22 protein-coding genes are annotated in these 20,172 nt (G+C 67.4%); 6 read left to right on the top strand and 16 right to left on the bottom strand.

Annotation, left to right across the window (positions count from 1 at the left end):
• Positions 1–277: 277 nt before the first annotated feature.
• Genes P0Y50_10755 through P0Y50_10740 form a run of 4 tightly spaced genes read left to right on the top strand, consistent with a single transcriptional unit; the run spans position 278 to position 5,819 of the window.
• Entirely contained in the window at positions 278–2,980 is a 2,703-nt protein-coding gene (locus P0Y50_10755; GenBank protein WEK39026.1) for an Rne/Rng family ribonuclease, read from the top strand.
• 59 nt (positions 2,981–3,039) lie between these two features.
• Positions 3,040–4,440 (top strand): M48 family metalloprotease, encoded by a 1,401-nt coding sequence (locus P0Y50_10750; GenBank protein ID WEK39025.1) that lies wholly within the window; start codon positions 3,040–3,042, stop codon positions 4,438–4,440.
• A 22-nt stretch (positions 4,441–4,462) separates the two neighbouring features.
• Positions 4,463–5,254, top strand: coding sequence for a thioredoxin domain-containing protein (locus tag P0Y50_10745; protein ID WEK39024.1), 792 nt, complete (start codon positions 4,463–4,465; stop codon positions 5,252–5,254).
• A gap of 7 nt (positions 5,255–5,261) precedes the next feature.
• Positions 5,262–5,819 carry a CDP-alcohol phosphatidyltransferase family protein gene (locus tag P0Y50_10740; GenBank protein ID WEK39023.1) on the top strand — a complete coding sequence of 186 codons (558 nt, stop codon included), beginning with the start codon at positions 5,262–5,264 and terminating at the stop codon, positions 5,817–5,819.
• 88 nt (positions 5,820–5,907) lie between these two features.
• Here P0Y50_10740 and P0Y50_10735 read toward each other — a convergent pair whose 3' ends face one another.
• The gene (locus tag P0Y50_10735; protein ID WEK39022.1) at positions 5,908–7,629 is read right to left on the bottom strand and encodes a hypothetical protein; all 1,722 of its coding nucleotides are present in this window, start codon (positions 7,627–7,629) and stop codon (positions 5,908–5,910) included.
• A gap of 67 nt (positions 7,630–7,696) precedes the next feature.
• A complete protein-coding gene (locus P0Y50_10730; GenBank protein ID WEK39021.1) occupies positions 7,697–8,941 on the bottom strand; it encodes an ectonucleotide pyrophosphatase/phosphodiesterase in 1,245 nt (414 codons plus the stop codon).
• A 99-nt stretch (positions 8,942–9,040) separates the two neighbouring features.
• On the opposite strand from P0Y50_10730, the gene P0Y50_10725 reads away from it, so the two are divergent.
• Together P0Y50_10725 and P0Y50_10720 are read left to right on the top strand one after the other, a co-directional pair.
• Positions 9,041–9,952 (top strand): ABC transporter ATP-binding protein, encoded by a 912-nt coding sequence (locus P0Y50_10725; GenBank protein WEK39020.1) that lies wholly within the window; start codon positions 9,041–9,043, stop codon positions 9,950–9,952.
• A complete protein-coding gene (locus P0Y50_10720; GenBank protein WEK39019.1) occupies positions 9,942–10,799 on the top strand; it encodes an ABC transporter permease subunit in 858 nt (285 codons plus the stop codon). The genes P0Y50_10725 and P0Y50_10720 overlap by 11 nt, the downstream gene beginning before the upstream one ends.
• Here the strand turns inward: P0Y50_10720 and P0Y50_10715 are convergent.
• From P0Y50_10715 to rplF, 14 genes are all read right to left on the bottom strand, one after another.
• The gene (locus tag P0Y50_10715; GenBank protein ID WEK39018.1) at positions 10,771–11,685 is read right to left on the bottom strand and encodes a LysR substrate-binding domain-containing protein; all 915 of its coding nucleotides are present in this window, start codon (positions 11,683–11,685) and stop codon (positions 10,771–10,773) included. The genes P0Y50_10720 and P0Y50_10715 overlap by 29 nt on opposite strands.
• Before the next feature lie 176 nt (positions 11,686–11,861).
• Positions 11,862–12,236 carry a DUF4180 domain-containing protein gene (locus P0Y50_10710; GenBank protein WEK39017.1) on the bottom strand — a complete coding sequence of 125 codons (375 nt, stop codon included), beginning with the start codon at positions 12,234–12,236 and terminating at the stop codon, positions 11,862–11,864.
• A 76-nt stretch (positions 12,237–12,312) separates the two neighbouring features.
• Positions 12,313–12,732, bottom strand: coding sequence for a 50S ribosomal protein L17 (gene rplQ / locus P0Y50_10705; GenBank protein WEK39016.1), 420 nt, complete (start codon positions 12,730–12,732; stop codon positions 12,313–12,315).
• A 109-nt stretch (positions 12,733–12,841) separates the two neighbouring features.
• Positions 12,842–13,861, bottom strand: coding sequence for a DNA-directed RNA polymerase subunit alpha (locus tag P0Y50_10700; protein WEK39015.1), 1,020 nt, complete (start codon positions 13,859–13,861; stop codon positions 12,842–12,844).
• Between the two features lie 94 nt (positions 13,862–13,955).
• On the bottom strand, positions 13,956–14,345 hold the full coding sequence (gene rpsK / locus P0Y50_10695) for a 30S ribosomal protein S11 (GenBank protein ID WEK39014.1): 390 nt from the start codon (positions 14,343–14,345) through the stop codon (positions 13,956–13,958).
• 9 nt (positions 14,346–14,354) lie between these two features.
• Complete coding sequence (gene rpsM / locus P0Y50_10690; GenBank protein WEK41563.1) at positions 14,355–14,723, bottom strand: 30S ribosomal protein S13; 369 nt, start codon at positions 14,721–14,723, stop codon at positions 14,355–14,357.
• A gap of 127 nt (positions 14,724–14,850) precedes the next feature.
• Complete coding sequence (locus tag P0Y50_10685; GenBank protein WEK39013.1) at positions 14,851–15,588, bottom strand: energy transducer TonB; 738 nt, start codon at positions 15,586–15,588, stop codon at positions 14,851–14,853.
• Between the two features lie 31 nt (positions 15,589–15,619).
• Complete coding sequence (locus P0Y50_10680) at positions 15,620–16,180, bottom strand: adenylate kinase (GenBank protein WEK39012.1); 561 nt, start codon at positions 16,178–16,180, stop codon at positions 15,620–15,622.
• A 38-nt stretch (positions 16,181–16,218) separates the two neighbouring features.
• Positions 16,219–17,598, bottom strand: a complete 1,380-nt coding sequence (gene secY / locus P0Y50_10675; protein WEK39011.1) for a preprotein translocase subunit SecY — start codon at positions 17,596–17,598, stop codon at positions 16,219–16,221.
• Between the two features lie 129 nt (positions 17,599–17,727).
• The gene (gene rplO, locus P0Y50_10670; protein ID WEK39010.1) at positions 17,728–18,321 is read right to left on the bottom strand and encodes a 50S ribosomal protein L15; all 594 of its coding nucleotides are present in this window, start codon (positions 18,319–18,321) and stop codon (positions 17,728–17,730) included.
• A gap of 144 nt (positions 18,322–18,465) precedes the next feature.
• On the bottom strand, positions 18,466–18,654 hold the full coding sequence (gene rpmD, locus P0Y50_10665; protein WEK39009.1) for a 50S ribosomal protein L30: 189 nt from the start codon (positions 18,652–18,654) through the stop codon (positions 18,466–18,468).
• A gap of 2 nt (positions 18,655–18,656) precedes the next feature.
• Positions 18,657–19,265 (bottom strand): 30S ribosomal protein S5, encoded by a 609-nt coding sequence (gene rpsE, locus P0Y50_10660; protein ID WEK39008.1) that lies wholly within the window; start codon positions 19,263–19,265, stop codon positions 18,657–18,659.
• Positions 19,266–19,277: 12 nt separating this feature from the next.
• On the bottom strand, positions 19,278–19,634 hold the full coding sequence (gene rplR, locus P0Y50_10655; GenBank protein WEK39007.1) for a 50S ribosomal protein L18: 357 nt from the start codon (positions 19,632–19,634) through the stop codon (positions 19,278–19,280).
• A gap of 3 nt (positions 19,635–19,637) precedes the next feature.
• Positions 19,638–20,171 (bottom strand): 50S ribosomal protein L6, encoded by a 534-nt coding sequence (gene rplF, locus P0Y50_10650; GenBank protein ID WEK39006.1) that lies wholly within the window; start codon positions 20,169–20,171, stop codon positions 19,638–19,640.
• Position 20,172: the final 1 nt, after the last annotated feature.

Raw genomic sequence — 20,172 nt, 5'->3', positions numbered from 1 at the left:
TGACTTTCACCAATCCTAGAATCTCCCGGCATCGCCGAGGATTCGAAGAGCGGACCAGGGACGCGGCCTTCCCAAGGGATTGGCGCGCCCGGTTCAGGACCGACGACCTCCATGGGCCTTAACGCCTGCGCACCCCAACGGCTTGAACAAGCCCGCTTCGCCGTTTTCGGCGAGGGGATGTCGCGCGCGCCGGCCCCTAGCTTCATTCGGCGAGCCGCCATGATCCGACCCGGTGTTCCGGGCCGGTCGGCCAGCGCGCGCCAGAGAGAGATATTCCATGTCAAAGACAATGCTGATCGACGCGGCCCACCCGGAGGAAACCCGGGTCGCCATCGTGGACGGGCGCCAGATTGAGGAATTCGATTTCGAATCCCGTGCGAAGCGCCAGCTTCGCGGCAACATCTACCTCGCCAAGGTCACCCGCGTAGAGCCCAGCCTGCAGGCCGCCTTCGTCGAATACGGCGGCAATCGCCACGGCTTCCTGGCGTTCAACGAAATCCACCCGGACTATTACCAGATTCCGGTCGCCGACCGCGAAGCCATCATGGCCGAGGCGCAGGATGACGAGGACGAGGACGATCTGGATCGCGAATCGACCAGCGACGACGTCGATCCCGACGCCGCCCTGGCCGACGAGGAACGCCTGAAGCGCCGCCTGATGCGTCGCTACAAGATCCAGGACGTCATCAAGCGTCGCCAGATCCTGCTGGTCCAGGTCGTCAAGGACGAACGCGGCGCCAAGGGCGCGGCCCTGACCACCTGGCTGTCGCTGGCCGGCCGCTACTGCGTGCTGATGCCCAACACCGGCAAGGGCGGCGGCATCAGCCGCAAGATCACCAACACCTCGGACCGTCGTCGCCTGAAGAGCGCCGTCGCCGCCCTGGACGTGCCAAAGGGCATGGGTCTGATCATCCGCACCGCAGGCGCCAAGCGCACCAAGGCCGAGATCAAGCGCGACTATCAGTATCTGCTGCGCCTGTGGGAGACGATCCGCGAGACCACCCTGGCCTCTCACGCCCCCTCGGTGATCTATGAGGAAGAAAACCTGGTCCGCCGCGCCGTGCGCGACATGTTCGACAAGGATTTCGACGGCATCCAGGTCGAGGGGGTCGAGGGCTTCAAGGAGGCGCGCGACTTCATGCGCGTGCTGATGCCGGCTCAGGCCAAGAAGGTTCACCTGTATCGCGGCTCGCGGCCCCTGTTCGCGGCCAACGGCATCGAAGAGCTGTTGACCCAGATTCACCAGCCGGTCGTGCCGCTGAAGTCGGGCGGCTATCTGGTCATCAACCAGACCGAGGCCCTTGTGGCCATCGACGTGAACTCGGGCCGCGCCACCAAGGAACGCAACGTCGAACAGACGGCGTTCAAGACCAATATGGAAGCGGCTGAAGAAGCCGCCCGTCAGCTGCGCCTGCGCGACCTCGCCGGCCTGGTCGTCATCGACTTCATCGACATGGATGAAGGCAAGAACAACCGCGCCGTCGAGCGTGTGCTGAAGGAAGCTCTGTCCTCTGATCGCGCCCGCATCCAGATGGGCCGCATCTCGCCCTTCGGCCTGATGGAGATCAGCCGCCAGCGTCGCCGCCTGGGCGTGATCGAGGGCGCCACCGAGGCCTGCCCCCACTGCCAGGGCACCGGCCGCATCCGCTCGGCCGAATCCGCCGCCCTGATGACCCTGCGCGCGGTCGACATCGAGGCCGGCAAGAACGGCGCGGGCGTCGTGGTGCTGAAGGTCTGCACCGCCGTTGGCCTCTATATCCTGAACCACAAGCGCGCCTATCTGCAGGCGCTGCTGGAACGTCGCGGCCTGAACGTCATCGTTCAAATCGACGACAGCCTGGGTCAGGGCGAGCACAATATCGAGCGCACCGAGACCAACGAGGACTTCCTCGCGCCCGAGGTCGAGATGCCCGACCTGGACGACGATTTCGACGCCTCCTCCTATGAAGACGAAGAGGACGACGAGGACGAGGAGATCGTCGCCGACGACGAGGACGACGACGAAGATTCGCTGGAGCGCGAAGACACCGACGACGACGAACCGCGCGAGCGTTCGGAACGTCACGACGGAAACGGCCGCGGCCGCAACCGTCGCCGCCGTCGCGGCGGCCGGCGCGACGACGAGCCGGTGGACGCCGTCGTGGCGGACGACGCCTCGGACGATGAGGAAGACGAGAACGGCCGTCGCCGCCGTCGCGGTCGTCGCGGCGGTCGCCGGATGCGCGAGGATGGAGAGCGCGACGTCTATACCTGGGTGCGCGGCCGCACGCCGTCGCTGGACGACCCCTATGTGTGGTTCGACCCGCTGAACCCCGGTCAAGGCGAAGGCCGAGGCGAGCGTCCTGAGCGCGCCGAACGCCCTGTCGCCGACGCCAATGTCGAAAACCTCGCCGTCACGGCCGATCAGGCCAATGACGATGCCGCCAACGAGGAAGGCGGCCGTTCGCGTCGCCGTCGTCGTCGCGGTCGCGGTCGTGGCGGCGAAGCCGGCGCCCTGCACGAGATCAAGGTCGAGAACCGCGCCACCAACGAAGGCATGCCGCCCGACGGCTCGCCCGAGACGCCGATGGCGGTCATGGTCGAACCGGCCAGCGAGACCGTCGAAGCCGCCGCGCCCGTCGTCGCCCCCGAACCTCAGCGCCGCCGCGTGCGCCGCAAGTCGGCCAGCGCCAGCGTCGAGATCGCGACCGAACCGCACCCCGACACGGCCATCGAGCCGAACGAGGCGACGGTCGACGGCGAACCCGTCGAACTGGACGTGACCCCGCACGAGGCGCTGGTGTCGGAAACGGTCGAGATCGCCCCAGTCGAACAGCCGGCCACGCCCGCCCCGGCGCCGGTCGAACCGTCGCCCGCCGTCCTGGCCGACCCCTTCGTCGCGCCCAAGCCGGAGATCGACGTCGAGGCCATCATCGCCGAAGATCCCAACCAGATCGTCGCCCCGCCCGAAAAGCCCAAACGCGGGTGGTGGCGCCGCTGATCGGTCACGATTAGATTGTCAGGATGCAGGCGGGGGCCGGTCGCTATTGGAGTTCAGCCATGAGGTGGCTTCCCCGATCTGCATCCCGTCTTCTGGCGGCGACGGCGACGGCCTTGATGGCCCTTTCCGTCGCCGGCCAGGCCGCCGCGCAGAGCCTGATCCGCGACACCGAGGTCGAGGGCATCGTGCGGGAATGGGCCGACCCGGTCTTTACGGCCATGGGACTGAATCCGTCCGATATCCAGGTCATCCTGGTCAATGACGACGACCTGAACGCCTTCGCCACGCGCGGGCGGATCATGGGCGTCAACACCGGTCTGATCCTGCGCACCAAGACGCCCAACGAGCTGCTGGGCGTGATGGCGCACGAGGCGGGCCACATCAAGAACCGCCACACCCTGCGCGACGGCGTGCAGAACGCCGGCAAGCAGCCGATGTTCATGACCATGGCCCTGGGGGCGCTGGCCATTGCGGCGGGCGCGCCCGACGCCGGCGTGGCCCTGCTGGGGTCCAGCCAGTATTTCGGCGCCCTGGGCGCCTTGCGCTACATGCAGGGTCAGGAGGGCGAGGCCGACCTGACCGGCGCGCGCGGGCTGGAAGCGGCCGGCGAATCCGGCGCGGGACTGGTGTCCTTCTTCGACAACTTCCGCTCACAGGAGGTCTTCTCCGACGCCCGGCGCTACCCCTATTTCCGCAGCCACCCCCTGTCGTCCCAGCGTATCGAGACCCTGCGCCGCTATGTGCAGGAACAGCCGCACTATGATCATCGCGACAGTCCCGAGCGGGTGGCCCAGCACGCCCTGATCCTGGCCAAGATCCACGCCTTCATGGACGCGCCCAATGCGACGCTGCGGGACTATCCCTCCACCGACGTCTCCCTGCCCGGCCGTTATGCGCGCGCCATCGCCTGGTATCGGGACGGCCAGACGGACAAGGCCCTGACGGCGGTGGACGCCCTGATCGCCGGCGACGTCGCCAACCCCTATTTCCAGGAACTGAAGGGCCAGATCCTGTTCGAGGAAGGCCGCGCGGCCGAGGCTGTCGCCTCGCACCGCGAGGCCGTGCGGTTGAAGCCAGAGGCCCCTCTGCTGCGCATCAACCTGGCCCACGCCCTGATCGAGACCAATGACAAGGCCAATCTGGACGAAGCCATCGACCAGTTGAAGCGCGCGGTCGTCGCCGAAAAGGACAACACCATGGCCTGGCGCCTGCTGGCCCAGGCCTACGCCTCTCAGGGCAAGGAGGGCGAGGCCCGCCTGGCCTCGGCCGAATATTATTTCGCGGGCGGCGACGAGAAACAGGCGACCCAGTTCGCCCTGCGCGCCCGGTCAATGCTGGACCCCGGCTCCATCGAATGGCGCCGGGCGGTCGATATCGTCCTGGCTTCCGGCGCCACGCCCGACGATCTGCGCGATCTCGACCGACGCGACGCCGCGCGTCGTCCCACGACCCTGAACTGACTTTCCCCGACTGCGAGCCTTCATGACCGACGACGCCCCCGCGCCTGCCCCCGAGTCCAAGACCGTTTCCGAGCCGAAGACGACGGGCGTCCTGAGCGGCGCGCGCGCCGGCTATATCGCCCTGGGTGTCGCCGTCATCGCCCTGGGTCTGTCCGCCGCCCCCTATTTCACCGGCGGGTCCAACGTCCGCGCCTATCTGCTGGAACACCCCGAGGTGTTGCAGGAGGCCAGTCAGGCGCTTCAGGCCAAGGAAGGCCAGGCCCGCGTGGACGAAACCAACGCCGCCGCCGCCGCCAACGCCGGGCTTCTGGCCCCCGACAGCCGCGACCCCGCCTTCGGGCCGGCGAACGCCAAGGTGACGGTGATCGAGTTCTTCGATTTCCGCTGCCCCGGCTGCAAGGCCGTGGCCCACGACTACCGCGCCCTGATGGCCGCCCACCCGGAGGTCCGCTTCGTCTTCAAGGACTGGCCGATCCTGGACCGGGGCGACGACATCACCTCGCAATACGCCGCCCGCGCCGCCTTGGCCGCGCACCAGCAGGGCAAATATCTTGAGGTCTACGACGCGCTGATGAACGAACGCGCCCTGACCCTTCAATCCATCGACGCCATCCTGGCCGCCCATGGGGTGGACATGACCCGCGCCAAGGCGACGCTGGCCTCGCCCGAGACCACGCGCCACATCGCCGACATCCACACCATCGCCGCCGCCCTGCGCCTGCAGGGCACGCCCACCTTCTTCGTCAACGGCAAGGCCGCCGCCAGCATCGACCCCGCCGAGATCGGCAAGATGATCGAGGCCGCCAAGAAATAGCCCCGCCATGCTGAACCGCCTGCCCTGGGCTCTCGTCATCTTCCGGCTGCTGTGCGCGCCTGCGCTGGTGGGCCTGGCGCTGATCGCACCCAGGGCGGGCGGGGCTGCGGCCGTCCTGTTGTCCCTGGCCGTGCTGTCCGACATCTTCGATGGCGTCATCGCCCGGCGGCTGAAGGTGGTCACCCCGACGCTTCGACGCTGGGACGGTCGGGCGGACGTGATCTTCTGGCTGGGCGCGACCTTGGCCCTGTGGATTATGCATCCCGCCCTGGCCGGGGTGGTGGGGCCTTTGGTTCTGGCCCTGACGGTCCTGGAGATCGTCAACCACGCCGTCAGCTTCGCCCGCTTCCGGCGCGAGGCCTCGCCGCACCACTGGCTGTCAAAACTGTTCTGCCTGTGCCTGTGGGCGCTGTTCGTCCAGCTGTTCGTGTCTGGCCAGGCGGGCTGGCTGCTGTGGCTGACCTTCGGGCTGGGCGTGCTGTCGCAGATCGAGGCCTTCGCCATAACCCTTCGGCTGAAGTCCTGGCGCTGCGACGTGGCTTCCGTGTTCGCCCTGCGGCGCTAGGTTTCAACGGACCGCCATCCCGGCGCGTCATTCCGGGGCTGAGCGGAGCGAAGAACCCGGAATGACGGCTAAGGCGTGTCGATTGAACCTAGGCCTCAGCCAGGCTCATCTGGCCGCCGATCCATTCCACGCCCGCATGACGCAGGGCATCGTTCGCCGCCGCCTCGTCGCCCCTCGCCTGTTCGGCCCGATACAGGACGTAATAGCTGTAGGGGTCGTTGGGCCAGTCCTTCAGCAGTTCGCCGATCTTGGCCTTGGCCCCGGCTGCATCGCCTGACGCCAGGAGGGCGGCCGCCAGGCTGCGGCGGGTGGGATACCAGATCATCGGCGGGTCGCCGCCCTCGGGGTTCATCGCCTGGATTTCAGCGGCCCGGCCATAGGCGGCGATGGCGGCGGGATAGTCGGCCTCGATCATGGCCGCCCGCCCCTCCAGCACCTTCTGGAACAGTTCGGCGAAGCCGGTCTGGCGCTCCGTCATCGGTCCCTTGAACGCCTTGTCGGCCAGCAGGGCGGCGATGCCCGCCGCCTCGGCCCGCACCGCCCGCGCGTCGCCGCGTCTCGCCGCCGCCTCGCCGCGCGCATAGCGCCAGCCCACCCGCATCAGCGGCCGTCCCGCGTCCGGCTCAGACAAGGCGGCGACCTGGGCTGCCGTGCCGAACCGGCCGTACAGGGCATAGGCGTCGGCCGCCATGATCTGGCGATAGGCCCAATAGTCGTCCTCGCCCGCTTCGGGCGCGGCCAGCAGCTTCGGATAGGTCGACATATACCAGTCGGCCAGCTCCAGCCCCTTCTCGGCCCCGCCCGCCATCAGGGCGCCGCCCATGCCGAAATGGATGTTGTGGGCGTGCAGCCGCATGCCGCCAATACCGCCCGGCGGCCCCACCAGCCGGTCGTAGTTCTTGTCCAGCGCCACGGCCTGGACGTTGGACATCATCGCGTCCCTGTAGCGCCCGACGCGATAGAAGGTGTGCGACGGCATATGCACCAGATGGCTGGCCCCCGGCGCCAGCAGGGCCAGCCGCTCGCCATAGGCCAGGGCGCGCTGCGGATCGTCCGACCATTCGGTCAGGTGGATATACAGGTGGATGGCGCCGGGATCGTTCGGCTTGACCGTCAGGGCGTGTTCCAAAATCCTCATGGCGCGCGTCACGGCCGGATCGGTCGCCTTGCCGGTCTTGTCCCACCACTCGCCCTCGGGCTGAAGCATCCAGGCGTCGGCGGCGATGCTGGCGATGGAGACGTCGTCGGGATGGCGTTTGGCGATCCGGTCCATGGCGCGCGCGAACCGCAGGGCGCGGGTGTCTTCCTTGCCGGAATAGCGCTGGATCAGGGCGTCGATCATCTGGCGCTGCACCGGCGTCGCGTCGCGGGCCAGTTGACGCGCCTCGCGCGCGACCCTCAGGCCGGTGGCCAGGGATTCAGGATCGCCGCCTCCCCCGTTCAGGTTCGGCCCGATGGCCCAGGCCTCGCCCCAGGCGCACATGCCGCACGACGGGTCCAACTGTCGCGCCTTTCGGAACGCGCGCACCGATTCGGAATGTTCGAACGCCCAGCGCAGCCGCACGCCATAGTCGAACCAGGCCTGGGCCTCGGCCGTCCTGGCGTCCACCGGAAAACCGTCGCTGCCGAAGCCGGGAACCATGACCATATCGGCCGTCGGCTGCACGTCGCCCACCGCCCCGACCCGGCCGCAGACCTGGGGATTGGCGATCAGGGCCAGGGTCGCCGCCGTGGCGGTCGCATCGGCGACGGCGACCGGCGCGATCAGACAGGCGACAGAAACCGTCGCGACCCACAGACCCTTGCGCATTGCCGCCTCCCCGCGTGTGCGGGGACTATTGTGCGCTGAAATCCCCGGCGCGCCAATCCGCCGCCGATCAGGGCCGGGTGACGGCCAGGGTGTCTTCGGCCCGACCGTCGCCCGCCGGCGCCGAAATGCCCAGCATCCGCGCCAGGAAGGGCTGCACGTCCACGCTGTCCAGGTCGCTCAGCCGCCGTCCGGCAATCACGCCCGGCCCGTGGGCGATGAAGATCGCCGCCATCTCGGGCACCTGGTTGTCATAGCCGTGCGCCCCGCCCGCGCGGGTCACGGGCCGGTCGCGCGTCGCCGTCAGCCAGCCGGTCTCGACCAGGCAGACGATCCGGCCCACGCGCGGGTTGGAGCCATAGACCAGGCGCGCGGGCACGTCGGCCTTGTTCCAGCATTCCATGTGCGGGTGTCGGCCGACCAGCTTCTGCTGCACCTCCGCCTCGCGGCCGGGCGCCGGGTCGGCGGTCAGCACCGCCCCGCCATAGCCGATGTTCAACGCCGCCGGGTCGATGATGTCGTCGATCCAGATCACCCGGTCCGGCGAGGTCGCCGCCATGCCGTGATCGGACACCACCACCAGCATCGTCCGGTCGTACAGCCCCCTGGCCTTCAGCCCCTCGATCAACCGCCCGATCGACGCATCGACCGAGGCGACGGCCGCGCGCGTCTCCGGCGCATCCGGCCCGTTGCGATGGCCGGCGGTGTCGACGATGTCGAAATACAGGGTCTCCAGTTTAGGCCGCTGGTCCGCCGGAAGGTCCAGCCACGACAGCACCCGGTCCACCCGCGCATCGCCCGGCATCCCCTGATCGAAGGGCGCCCAATGGCTGGGGCGCACGCCGTGGATTTCGACCTCGGATCCCGGCCAGAACATGGTCCCGGTGCGTAGGCCCGCCTTTTCGGCCGTGACCCAGATCGGCTCGCCCTGATCCCAGAAGCCGCTTTCCTTGCTGGCCATGGTGAAGACGCCCAGCCGCGCGTCGGTGAAGCGGTTGGCCACCACCCCGTGATGGTCGGGATGCAGCCCCGTCACCAGCGTATAGTGGTTGGGGAAGGTCACGCTGGGGAACGACGGCCGCATCGGTCCGAACGCGCCCCCGGCCGCCAGTCCGTCCAGCACCGGCGTCTGCCCCTTGCCCAGATAGTCCGGCCGGAAGCCGTCGATGGAGACCAGGACCACCCGATCCGGCAAGGCGGCCTGAACCGCGGCGCTCGCCACGCTTTGCGGCGCCGGCGCAGGCGGCGTCCCGGCGCAGGACGACAGGGCCAGGGCGCCGACGGCGATCAGACCGGCGAGGGGGAAACGAAACATGGGCGACCTCGGATACGACACGAAACCATTGCCTAAACTTAATGCGCGACAGGCGCACGACGGCTTGTGGGAACATCGTTCTCGCGCCAAGCTTGCATTATGGACACCGTCATCGAAATCCGCGGCCTCACCAAGACCTATGGGGCGGTGAAGGCCCTGGACGGTCTGACCCTGTCGATCCCGCGCGGCGGGGTTTACGGGGTGCTGGGCCCCAATGGGGCGGGCAAGTCGACCCTGTTCCGCACCCTGCTGGGTCTGATTCGCCCGACCCAGGGCGACGCCACGGTGATGGGCGGCCGGATCGGCGATCCGGCGGCGATGCGCCGCATGGGCTCGATGATCGAGACGCCGCGCTTCCCGCCCTTCATGACCGCGCGTCAGGTGCTGGTCTGGCTGGCCCAGGCCCACGGCGGCGTCAGCGGGGCCGAGATCGACAACTGGCTCCAGCGGGTCGGTCTGGCCGAGGCGGCGAACCGTCGCGTGCGCGGCTTCTCGGTCGGGATGCTGCAACGCCTGGGCGTCGCCGCCGCCCTGATGACCCGGCCCGATCTGGTCATCCTGGATGAGCCGACCAGCGGCATGGATCCGCCCGGCATCCAGGAAATGCGCGCCCTGATCCGCAGTCTGGCCGACAACGACGGCGTGACCGTCATCCTGGCCAGCCACCAGCTTCAGGAGGTCCAGCGCGTCTGCGACCGCGTGGCCATCTTCAACAAGGGCAAGGTCATCACCGAGGGCCGGGTTTCCGACCTGACCGCCTCGGGCGAGCGACTGCGCCTGTCCGTCACCCCCCTGGCCAAGGCCATGGCCGTGCTGGGCGAGCGGGCCACGCTGGACGGCGACGCCCTTCTGGCCTCTGCGCCCCGCGCCGAGGCCCCGGCCCTGATCAAGGCCCTGGTCGAAAACGGCGTCGACATCGAGGAGGCCCGCTGGATCGGCGCCGATCTGGAAGACGTCTTCATGAGCGAAACCGGCTGGACCGGCGTGCAGGAGCAGAACCGTGCTGGCTGACGCGATCCGATCCGAAACCTACCGCCTGACGCGCAACCGCACCGCCCTGTTCTGGAGCGTGCTGTTCGTGCCGATCGTGGGCGTGCTTCTGTCCACCCTCGGCTTCGTGGTCGCCAAGGCCAACGAGGCCAAGCTGGTCGGCAAGCTGCCGCCGGAAGTCCTGAAGGGCGGCCCGCTGGATCTGGGCCTGACCCTGGTCAAGAGCGCCGGCGACTTCGCCAACCCCGCCATCCTGATGTTCGTCCTGATCGGCGCGGCCACGATCTACGCCGGCGACTATCGGTGGGAGACCTGGCGGCTGATCAGCGCGCGCAACACCCGCTCGAACCTGCTGACCGGCAAGGTGGCGGTCGTGGCGCTGATGATCGTGCTGGCCACCTTCGCGGCCCTGGTGTCCGACCTGATCGCCAGCCTGATCCAGGCGGCGGTGTTCGGGCGGCCGCTCACCTTCTCGATGACGGGCGGAGCCGCCGCCGACTTCGGCCTGCTGGCCGTGACCGGCTGGGCGCGCATCCTGCAGTTCACCATGCTGGGCCTCCTGGCCGCGGTCATGACACGTTCGCTTCTGGCCGCCTTGTTCGCGCCGCTGGTGATCGGCGTGGGCCAGTTCTTCCTGCCGCAGATCCTGATGCCCATGGGCGTCATGCCCGACGGCTGGCTTCTGCCCCTGCTTTCCCCCGGCATGGCCACCGACCTGTTGAAGGCCGCCATTGAAGGCGGCGCGGCGGCCGCCCAACTGCCCGATCATGCGGTGCTGAAGGGCGTGCTCGGCCTGGGCCTGTGGATCGCGGTTCCCTTCGCGGGCGCAGTGGCCTGGTTCAACAAACAGGACCTGTCGAAGGAATAGGCGGCGGCGGACTGCGTTCGCCTTCTGCGACCAGCCAGTCGCGGAAGGCGTCCACGGCGACGTCGCGACGCCCCTCCGGCCGCAGGAAGGCGAACCACGACGCCCGCTCCACGAAGCCGAACGGCGCGACCAGCCGCCCCGCCATGACATCGGGCGCGACAAACGCCCAGGGCGCGATGGCCACCCCCAGGCCGGAGGCGGCCGCCTCGACCAGCGAATGGTTGTGGGCGAACTCCCGCTCCGACGCCTCGCTCAGCGTCACCCCCGCCAGGTCCGCCCACACCGTCCAGGCCTGCCGGAAGGTGGCCGAGCGCAGACGCGGCGCCGCGCTCACCGCCTGAAGCGTCGTCAGCCGCGTCATCACGTCCGGCGCCCCGACCGGCCCCTGATGCTGAGACAGGAACCGCGTGCTTTCGGTGCGAACGTGGCGCTGGTCAGGCTCCACGATGCGGATGGCGCCATCGAACCGGTCGCGGCGGAAATCGACGGGCAGATAAGATTCCGACAATCGCACCCTGATCTCGGGATGGGCGTCCAGAAAGCCCGGCAGGCGCGGGATCAGCCATTTCAGCGCGAAGGTGCCCAGGCAGGAGATTTCGATCTCCCGCACCGCCTCGCCCCGCGCCTGCGCCACCGCGTCGGTGATCGCGCCGAAAGCGGGCGTCAGCCCGTCCGCCAGTCGACGCCCGGCTTCGGTCAGGGTCAAGGCGTGGCGCGGCCCGCTGACCAGCCGCACGCCCAGCGACGCCTGTAGGGCCGCGATCTGACGGCTGACCGCGCCATGGGTAACGCACAGTTCGGCCGCCGCCCGCGTCATGCTGGCGTGGCGCGCAAAGACCTCGAAGGTTCGCAGCCCATTCAGCGGCGGCGGCGCACGGCCCGTCATGTGACCTCCCCTCACACAGTCCTCACCGCATAATCGATTTCGCGCCGCGCGCCTATCGGCTTCAAACTGGCCGATGTCGCAACCGCCGCCAAAACCCGAACCGCCCCGACTGTCCGACCACATCGCCTACGGTCTGTGCATCCTGATCATCTGGATGCTGGCCGTGATGGAGATGGTCAGGGCCTGAGCTCGTCCAGCGCCGCCTTCAGCGCCGACAGATTCGGCAGGAACCAGACCTGCTGACCGCGATTGCTCTCGCGCACATAGTCGCGCAGCGCGTCACTGTCGGCCACGGCCGGGCTGATGTCGCCGATCACGGCCAGGCCGATGCGGTAGTTGACGAACTTCTGCGTCGTCTCGCCCGCCAGACGTGTCCGCAGCTTCAGAAAGTCCGCGCCCAGCCGCGATACAGGCAGGGCCAGCCATTTCGCATCATGCCCCAGGGCCTCGCCCACAAAACCGTTGATGTCGCGCTCGTCCGCCAGCAGCGGGCCATCCTCGGCACAGACCACGACCCGCTCGCCGCCCCAAATTTCAACCGTCGTTTCCATGATCGTCTCCAAGCAAAAGGGCGACCGGATCGCTCCGGCCGCCCTTTAGGCACTCAATCAGAAAGAGACGTAAGGCTTAAGCCTCGTCGTCGCCTTCGAAGACCAGGACCGGACCGGAGTCCTTGCCCTTGGCTTCCACGTCGCGATCGACGAACTCGATCACGGCCATCGGGGCGTTGTCGCCGTGGCGGAAACCGGCCTTCATGATGCGGATATAGCCGCCGTTGCGCTCGCTGTAGCGCGGGCCGAGCGTCTCGAACAGCTTGCCGACCTGCGGTACGTCGCGGACCTGGCTGATGGCCTGACGACGCGCGTGCAGATCGCCCTTCTTGGCCAGGGTGACCAGCTTCTCGACGAAGGGACGCAGTTCCTTGGCCTTGGGCAGGGTCGTGGTGATTTGCTCGTGCTTGATCAGCGAGGCGGCCATGTTCGCGAACATGGCGGTGCGGTGGCTGGTCGTGCGACCGAGTTTACGATGGGCGGCGCCGTGGCGCATCAGGGTCTCTCCTACTCCGGGCCCGGTATCTCCCGGCAGGAGACCTAGGCCCGTAATCTTCTAACCGCCCCGTCATTCTCCTCGAGAGGAGACGGGCGGAGGGTTGAACTTAGATCTGGTCGTCGAACTTCTTGGCCAGATCTTCGATGTTTTCGGGCGGCCAGTTCGGCACGTCCATGCCCAGGCTGAGGCCCATGGTCGCGAGAACTTCCTTGATCTCGTTCAGCGACTTGCGCCCGAAGTTCGGGGTGCGAAGCATTTCGCCCTCGGTCTTCTGGATCAGGTCGCCGATGTAGACGATGTTGTCGTTCTTCAGGCAGTTGGCCGAACGGACCGACAGCTCCAGCTCGTCCACCTTCTTCAGCAGCGCCGGGTTGAAGGGCAGGTCGGGCTTGCCGTCCGACTGCTCGACAGCCTTCTTGGGCTCTTCGAAGGTGATGAAGATCTGCAGCTGGTCCTGAAGGATGCGCGCGGCATAGGCCACGGCGTCCACAGGCGTCACCGCGCCGTTGGTTTCGACTTCAAGCAGCAGCTTGTCATAGTCCAGCGACTGGCCCTGACGGGTCGGCTCGACGCGATAGGCCACCTTCTTGACCGGCGAATACAGCGCATCCACGGCGATCAGGCCGATGGGGGCGTCTTCCGGACGGTTCAGTTCGGCGGCGACATAGCCCTTGCCGTTCTGGACGGTCAGTTCCATGCGCACCGAGGCGCCGTCGTCAAGCGTGCAGATGACGTGATCGGGGTTCAGAACCTCGATGTCCGCCGGCACGTCGATCTGGCCGGCCGTCACCGCGCCGGGGCCCGTGGCGCGCAGGGTCATGCGCTTGGGGCCTTCGGCGTGCATACGCAGCGCCAGTTGCTTGATGTTCAGGACGATGTCGACCACGTCTTCGCGCACGCCTTCCAGCGACGAGAATTCATGGACCACGCCGTCGATCTGGATGGCGGTGACCGCCGCGCCTTGCAGCGAGGACAGCAGAACGCGACGGAGCGCGTTGCCGAGCGTCACGCCGAAGCCACGCTCGAGGGGTTCGGCCACCAGGCGCGCCTTGCGCTGGGCGTCGGAACCGATCTCGATCTGCGGCTTCTCGGGACGGATCAGCTCTTGCCAGTTTCTTTCGATCATTTTGTCCCTCGAACGGGTTTCGTCGGCTCCGGCCTTGTCGACGAGGCCATGGTGGAGCCGACGGAGATGGGGTGTGCCTGGAACGAAGTCGCGATCAGACGCGGCGACGCTTGGGCGGACGGCAACCGTTGTGCGGCATGGGGGTGACGTCGCGGATGGTCGTGATCGTCAGGCCGACCGACTGCAGGGCGCGCAGGGCCGATTCACGGCCGGAACCCGGACCCGAGACGTTCACTTCCAGCGTCTTCACGCCGTGTTCCTGGGCCTTTTTGCCGGCGTCTTCCGCAGCCATCTGGGCGGCGTAAGGGGTCGATTTGCGCGAACCCTTGAAGCCCATGTGACCGGCCGACGACCACGAGATCGCGTTGCCCTGGGCATCGGTGATCGTGATCATGGTGTTGTTGAACGAAGCATTCACGTGGGCGACGCCCGAGGTGATGTTCTTGCGCTCGCGCTTCTTTACGCGACCCGGTTCCTTGGCCATGTGTCTGTCTTACTTCTTCTTGCCGGCGATCGGCTTGGCGGGACCCTTGCGGGTGCGGGCGTTCGTATGGGTGCGCTGGCCGCGGACCGGCAGGCCCTTGCGGTGACGCAGGCCGCGATAGCAGGCCAGGTCCATCAAACGCTTGATGTTCATCGACGTCTCGCGGCGCAGGTCGCCCTCGACCGTATGGTCCTTGTCGATCGTTTCGCGGATCGACAGGACTTCGGCGTCCGTCAGCTGGTTCACGCGACGGGCGGGCTCGATGCCCACCTTCTCGGTGATGTCCTTGGCGGCGGCCGGGCCGATGCCATGGATGTACTGAAGCGCGATTTCCACGCGCTTGTTGGTCGGGATGTTGACGCCAGCAATACGGGCCACGAAATTCTCCAGATACGCGTTAGTCAGACGCAACAAACGCTCCGGTTAACAAACCAGGAGCGTGGCGCCCTTCGCGGGAAGGCGCCCTTATACAGATGATTCACAGGCCGTCAACGTCTGCCGTGGATCAGCGCGGCGGGCGGCCGAAATCCACGCCGACGGTGACACGCTGGCCCTCGATCGGGCGGCCGTTCTCGATCGGCGGCTGGAAGCGGAAGACGCCCGACACCTGAAGGCCCGCCGCGCCGAAGCCCAGGCCCGGCGGCGTTTCACTGACCACGCGACACTCATCCAGCCGATTGTCCAGTCGGATGACGCACGACAGTTCGGCGCGGCCGTATCGGCTGCGCGCCTGCGGGGGATGATTGGCGCGAATCTGGCCGATGGTCGGCCCCATGACCAGGCGCGGCCCGGTCGAGCCGCTGCCGGGACCAGAGCCTGAACCGACACCCGATCCGCTGCCCGTTCCCTGCCCGCCCTGGCCGAAACCGGGCTGGGGCGACGGCGCAGGCGCAATCCCGACGACGGGCGCGGGCGTCGGCGCCTGTTTGGGCGGGGCCGGCAGTTCGGGCGGTCGCGGCTGTTTCGGCGGCGTCGGCGTGTGGATGCGCGATGGGGCGGCCGGGGCGCCGCCGCCGGTCCGTGGCGCCGGCGGCTGTTCGGATACCGGCGGCGGAGGGTCGTACAACACCACTTCGAACGGCTGAGGCTCCACGACGACGGGGACCTGCGGCGCCCGGCCGCTGACCTGCCCCAGCAGCAGGAACAGCCCCGCCTCCGCCCCCGCGACAGCGCAGAAAACGGCGAAGGCGCGCCAGCGTCTGCGGGCGCGCCTCTTGTTCGGATTGGCGTCGTCGTCGTTCATCGGACGTCTTAACGCCCGAGGACGATTTTGGTCACGCCAGAGCTTCGTCGATGGCCTTGGCGACCGAGTCGATCGAGCCCATGCCGTCCGCCTCGGTCAACTTGCCCTGGGCTTCGTAATACGGAAGCAGCGGGGCGGTGTTGCGGTTGTAGGCTTCCAGCCGGACCTTGAACGATTCCGGATTGTCGTCCGGACGGCCCTGTTCGGCGAACCGTTTGGCGATCCGTTCGGTCAGGGCGGCGTCGTCCACCTTCAGCCGCACCACGGCGTCGATCTGGGCGCCGCGCTTGGCCAGCATGGCGTCCAGCGCCTCGGCCTGGGCCACGGTGCGGGGGAAGCCGTCGAAAATGGCGCCGCCGGCGGCCTCGGCCTCGTTCAGACGGTCGTCGATCAGGGCGATGACGATCTCGTCGGTGACCAGATCGCCGCGCGCCAGCACGTCCTTGACCTTCAGCCCCAGTTCCGAGCCCGAGGCGATGGCCGCCCGCAGCATATCCCCGGTGGAGAGCTGGACCATGCCCTTCTCTTCCACCAGCCGCTTGGCCTGGGTGCCCTTGCCCGCCGCCGGCGGTCCGAACAGGATCAAGTTCACGCTATCAGCCCCTCCCCTGGGCGTTTCTCAGCTTGGATTTAGCGACGCACCGGCGTCGGCGCGCCACGACCGCCGCGCCCGCGCAGCTTGGCCTTCTTGATCAGACCTTCGTACTGGTGGGCCAGCAGCTGGGACTGAATCTGGGCGACAGTGTCCATCGTCACCGAGACCACGATCAAGATAGACGTTCCGCCAAAATACAGGCTGTTGCCGAACTGGCTGACGATGAACTCCGGCAGCAGGCAGACCGCGGTGATATAGGCGGCGCCGATCACCGTCAGACGGGTCAGGACATAGTCCAGATATTCCGCCGTGCGCTTGCCCGGACGGATGCCCGGCAGGAAGCCGCCGTATTTCCTCAGGTTCTCGGCCGTGTCTTCGGGATTGAAGGTGATCGAGGTGTAGAAGAAGCAGAAGAAGATGATCAGGGCGGCATACAGCGCCATGAACAGCGGCTGGCCGTGCGTCAGCTGCGCCGTCACCAGCGGCAGCCAGCTCATCCAGCTGGGCAGATCCGCATTGGCGGTCATGGTCGCCACCGTCGTCGGCAGCATCAGCAGCGACGAGGCGAAGATCGGCGGGATCACGCCGGCGGTGTTGACCTTCAGCGGCAGGAACGACCGTTCGCCCCCGGCCATGCGGTTGCCTTCCTGGCGCTTCGGATACTGGATCAGAAGACGGCGCTGGGCGCGTTCCATGAAGACGATGAAAACCACGGTGGCCACGGCCAGGATGGCGATGAACAACAGGGCGAAGGCCGACATCTGGCCTTGCTGGGCCAGGCCCAGCAGGCGCGCGATGGTGGACGGCAGGACCGCCACGATACCGGCGAAGATGATCAGCGAGATGCCGTTGCCGACGCCGCGCGCCGTCACCTGCTCACCCAGCCACATCAGGAACATGGTGCCGCCGGTCAGGGTCACGACCGTCGAGGCGATGAAGAAGACGCCGGGATTGTCGACCAGGCCCGCGGTGCTGTTCAGGCCGGCGGCGATGCCGAACGACTGCGCCAGCGCCAGGAAGACCGTCAGATAGCGGGTGTATTGGTTCAGCTGCTTGCGGCCGCTCTCGCCGCCTTCCTTCTTCAGCTTCTCCCAGGGCGGATACACCGTGCCCATCAGCTGCACGATGATCGACGCCGAGATGTAGGGCATCACGTTCAGGGCGAAGATGGCCATACGCTCGACCGCGCCGCCCGAGAACATGTTGAACATGTCCAGGATGCCGCGCTGGCCGGACGGATCCTGGAAGAACTGCAGGAAGGCCTGCGAGTTGATCCCCGGGATCGGCACATAGGTCCCGATGCGATAGACCAGAAGCGCGCCCAGCGTGAACAGCAGGCGCTTGTGCAGCTCGGTCGCCTTCGCGAACGAGCCGATGTTCATATTGGCGGCGAGTTGTTCTGCGGCCGAAGCCATTATGCGTCCCCACGACTGATTGAGTCGTCAGATAGGCGGAAAGCGGCCCTCATGCGAGGGCCGCTTCCGTTGTTTCGTCGTCGCAGGTGTAATCAGGTCACGACCTAATCAGCCGCGACGACGTGTTGCTTAGCCCTTGGCGGCGGCGCGCTTGGCGCGGGCCGAGACCTTGTTGGCGTCGCCCTGCGGCGTCTTGGCGGCCGGGGCCTTGCCCTTGGCGGCGTTGCGCTTCTCGACGCGCGCGGCGGCCTTGGCTTCGGCTTCGATGCGTTGCTCGACGACCGAACCGCCAGCGGCTTCGATCGCCTTCTTGGCGCCCGAGGTGGCCGACCAGACGACCAGGTTCAGGGCTTGCTTCACCTCGCCGGTGCCCAGCAGACGCACGCCGTCTTTGACGCGGCGGATCACGCCGGCGGCGACCAGGGCGTCGCCCTTCAGTTCCGACTTGGCGTCCAGCTTGCCGGCGTCGATGGCGTCCTGCAGGCGCCACAGGTTCACCTCAGCCAGCTTCAGCGCGTTCGGGTTGTTGAAGCCGCGCTTGGGCATACGCATGTACAGCGGCATCTGGCCGCCTTCGAAGCCCAGCAGGCTGACGCCGGTACGCGACTTCTGACCCTTGACGCCACGGCCAGCGGTCTTGCCCTTGCCCGAACCGGGGCCACGGCCGACGCGCATGCGCTTCTTGTGTGCGCCTTCGTTGTCGCGGATTTCGTTCAGTTTCATGTGCCTGATCCTTTCGGGTGCTAGCGCCCGGAACATTTGTCCGGACTCGGCTGTGAAAAAATGAAGGGCCGCTTCTAGGCGGCCCTTCGGGTATCTGCAAGTGCAGAAACGCCCTCCCCCGGTTTCGGGAGAGGGCGCAACGGCTTATTTTTCGACGATCTCGGTCAGGTGGGCGACCTTTGCGATCATCCCACGAACCGAAGGCGTGTCTTCCAGGGTCGATTCACGACCCAGGCGGTTCAGACCCAGGCCCACCAGGGTGGCGCGCTGGTCGTTCTTGCGGCGGATCGGCGAACCGGTCTGCTTGACGGTGACGGTCTTCTTCTCAGCCATGATCAGGACTCCACAGCTTCAGGCGTCGAGGCGCCGTCGTTGCGGCGGCCCATCAGGTCGGCGACCTTCTTGCCACGCTTCGAGGCGACCTGACGCGGCGACGACTGGACCTTCAGGGCCTCGAACGTCGCACGGATCATGTTGTACGGGTTCGACGAGCCGGTCGACTTGCCCACGACGTCCTGGACGCCGAGGGTTTCGAGGACCGCACGCATCGGGCCGCCGGCGATGACGCCGGTGCCGGGAGGGGCCGCGCGCATCATGATCTTGCCGGCGCCCCAACGGCCGTTGCCGTCGTGGTGCAGGGTGCGGTTCTCGCGCAGCGGAACGCGGATCATGGTCTTCTTGGCTTCTTCCGTCGCCTTGCGGATGGCTTCCGGCACTTCGCGCGCCTTGCCGTGACCGAAGCCGACGCGGCCCTTGCCGTCGCCGACGACCATCAGGGCCGCGAAGCTGAAGCGACGGCCGCCCTTCACGGTGGCGGCGACGCGGTTGATGTGGACCAGCTTCTCGACGATGTCCGAATCCGGGCCATCGACAGCGGGAGCGTTGCGGTTGTCACGACGGTTGCGATCGTTGCCGCCGCCGCCGCGTTGGGGTTGTTGCGCCATCTGTCGCGTCCCTTAGAAGTTCAGGCCGGCTTCACGCGCGGCTTCCGCCAGCGCCTTCACCCGTCCGTGATAGATGTACTCGCCCCGGTCGAAGACGACGTCCTTGACGCCCTTCTCGATGGCGCGTTCGGCGATCAGCTTGCCGATCGCGGCGGCCGCAGCCGTGTCCGAGCCGCGCTTGCCCTTGCCGCCTTCCAGCGACGAGGCCGAGGCGACGGTCACGCCCTGGGCGTCGTCGATGATCTGGGCCGAGATGTTCTTGTCCGAACGATAGACCGACAAACGCAGGCGACCGTTGGCGACAGCCTTCAGGCGACGGCGAGTGCGCTCCGAGCGGCGCTTGGCTTGTTGTCGAAGAGAAAGAGCCATGACTTACTTCTTCTTGCCTTCCTTGCGACGGACCTTCTCGCCCGCGTAACGGACGCCCTTGCCCTTGTAGGGCTCCGGCGGACGCAGCTTGCGGATGACCGCGGCGATCTGACCCACGGCCTGCTTGTCCGAACCCAGAACCTTGATCTCGGTCTGTTTCGGAACAGCAAAGCTGACGCCGGCCGGCGGAGCGATGTCGACTTCGTGCGAGAAGCCGAGTTGCAGCGACAGAGCATCACCCTTCATCGCGGCGCGGTAACCCACGCCGACCAGTTCAAGCGACTTCTCGAAGCCCGTGGTGACGCCGACGACCATGTTGTCGACCAGCGTGCGCGACAGGCCCCACATCGCGCGACCGCGTTGCGTGTCCGTCCGCAGACCCAGCGACAGTTCGTCGCCTTCCTGAGTGACTTCGATCTCTTCGGCGACGGTCCAGGCGCGTTCGCCCTTGGGACCCTTCACAGAGACGTTCTGGCCGTCGAGCGTGACAGTCACGCCCTTCGGCACGGCGATGGTTTTCTTGCCAATACGGGACATA

Origin of the sequence: Candidatus Brevundimonas colombiensis, assembly GCA_029202665.1 — a bacterium.
Taxonomy (GTDB): Bacteria; Pseudomonadota; Alphaproteobacteria; order Caulobacterales; family Caulobacteraceae; genus Brevundimonas; species Brevundimonas colombiensis.
Note: the sequence above shows the minus strand (reverse complement) of the source record. Positions and strands in the feature narration are given on the sequence as shown.

Bases quoted from the DNA above. Each gene is read 5' to 3' on its own strand.
- rplQ (WEK39016.1), bottom strand. From the start codon at position 12,732: ATGCGCCACGGCGCCGCCCATCGTAAACTCGGTCGCACGACCAGCCAC.
- P0Y50_10745 (WEK39024.1), top strand. From the start codon at position 4,463: ATGACCGACGACGCCCCCGCGCCTGCCCCCGAGTCCAAGACCGTTTCC.
- P0Y50_10755 (WEK39026.1), top strand. From the start codon at position 278: ATGTCAAAGACAATGCTGATCGACGCGGCCCACCCGGAGGAAACCCGG.
- P0Y50_10715 (WEK39018.1), bottom strand. From the start codon at position 11,685: ATGACGGGCCGTGCGCCGCCGCCGCTGAATGGGCTGCGAACCTTCGAG.
- P0Y50_10700 (WEK39015.1), bottom strand. From the start codon at position 13,861: ATGATCGAAAGAAACTGGCAAGAGCTGATCCGTCCCGAGAAGCCGCAG.
- P0Y50_10685 (WEK39013.1), bottom strand. From the start codon at position 15,588: ATGAACGACGACGACGCCAATCCGAACAAGAGGCGCGCCCGCAGACGC.
- rpmD (WEK39009.1), bottom strand. From the start codon at position 18,654: ATGGCTGAGAAGAAGACCGTCACCGTCAAGCAGACCGGTTCGCCGATC.
- rplO (WEK39010.1), bottom strand. From the start codon at position 18,321: ATGAAACTGAACGAAATCCGCGACAACGAAGGCGCACACAAGAAGCGC.
- rplF (WEK39006.1), bottom strand. From the start codon at position 20,171: ATGTCCCGTATTGGCAAGAAAACCATCGCCGTGCCGAAGGGCGTGACT.
- rplR (WEK39007.1), bottom strand. From the start codon at position 19,634: ATGGCTCTTTCTCTTCGACAACAAGCCAAGCGCCGCTCGGAGCGCACT.
- P0Y50_10710 (WEK39017.1), bottom strand. From the start codon at position 12,236: ATGGAAACGACGGTTGAAATTTGGGGCGGCGAGCGGGTCGTGGTCTGT.
- P0Y50_10740 (WEK39023.1), top strand. From the start codon at position 5,262: ATGCTGAACCGCCTGCCCTGGGCTCTCGTCATCTTCCGGCTGCTGTGC.
- secY (WEK39011.1), bottom strand. From the start codon at position 17,598: ATGGCTTCGGCCGCAGAACAACTCGCCGCCAATATGAACATCGGCTCG.
- rpsE (WEK39008.1), bottom strand. From the start codon at position 19,265: ATGGCGCAACAACCCCAACGCGGCGGCGGCGGCAACGATCGCAACCGT.
- P0Y50_10725 (WEK39020.1), top strand. From the start codon at position 9,041: ATGGACACCGTCATCGAAATCCGCGGCCTCACCAAGACCTATGGGGCG.
- P0Y50_10730 (WEK39021.1), bottom strand. From the start codon at position 8,941: ATGTTTCGTTTCCCCCTCGCCGGTCTGATCGCCGTCGGCGCCCTGGCC.
- P0Y50_10750 (WEK39025.1), top strand. From the start codon at position 3,040: ATGAGGTGGCTTCCCCGATCTGCATCCCGTCTTCTGGCGGCGACGGCG.
- P0Y50_10735 (WEK39022.1), bottom strand. From the start codon at position 7,629: ATGCGCAAGGGTCTGTGGGTCGCGACGGTTTCTGTCGCCTGTCTGATC.
- rpsK (WEK39014.1), bottom strand. From the start codon at position 14,345: ATGGCCAAGGAACCGGGTCGCGTAAAGAAGCGCGAGCGCAAGAACATC.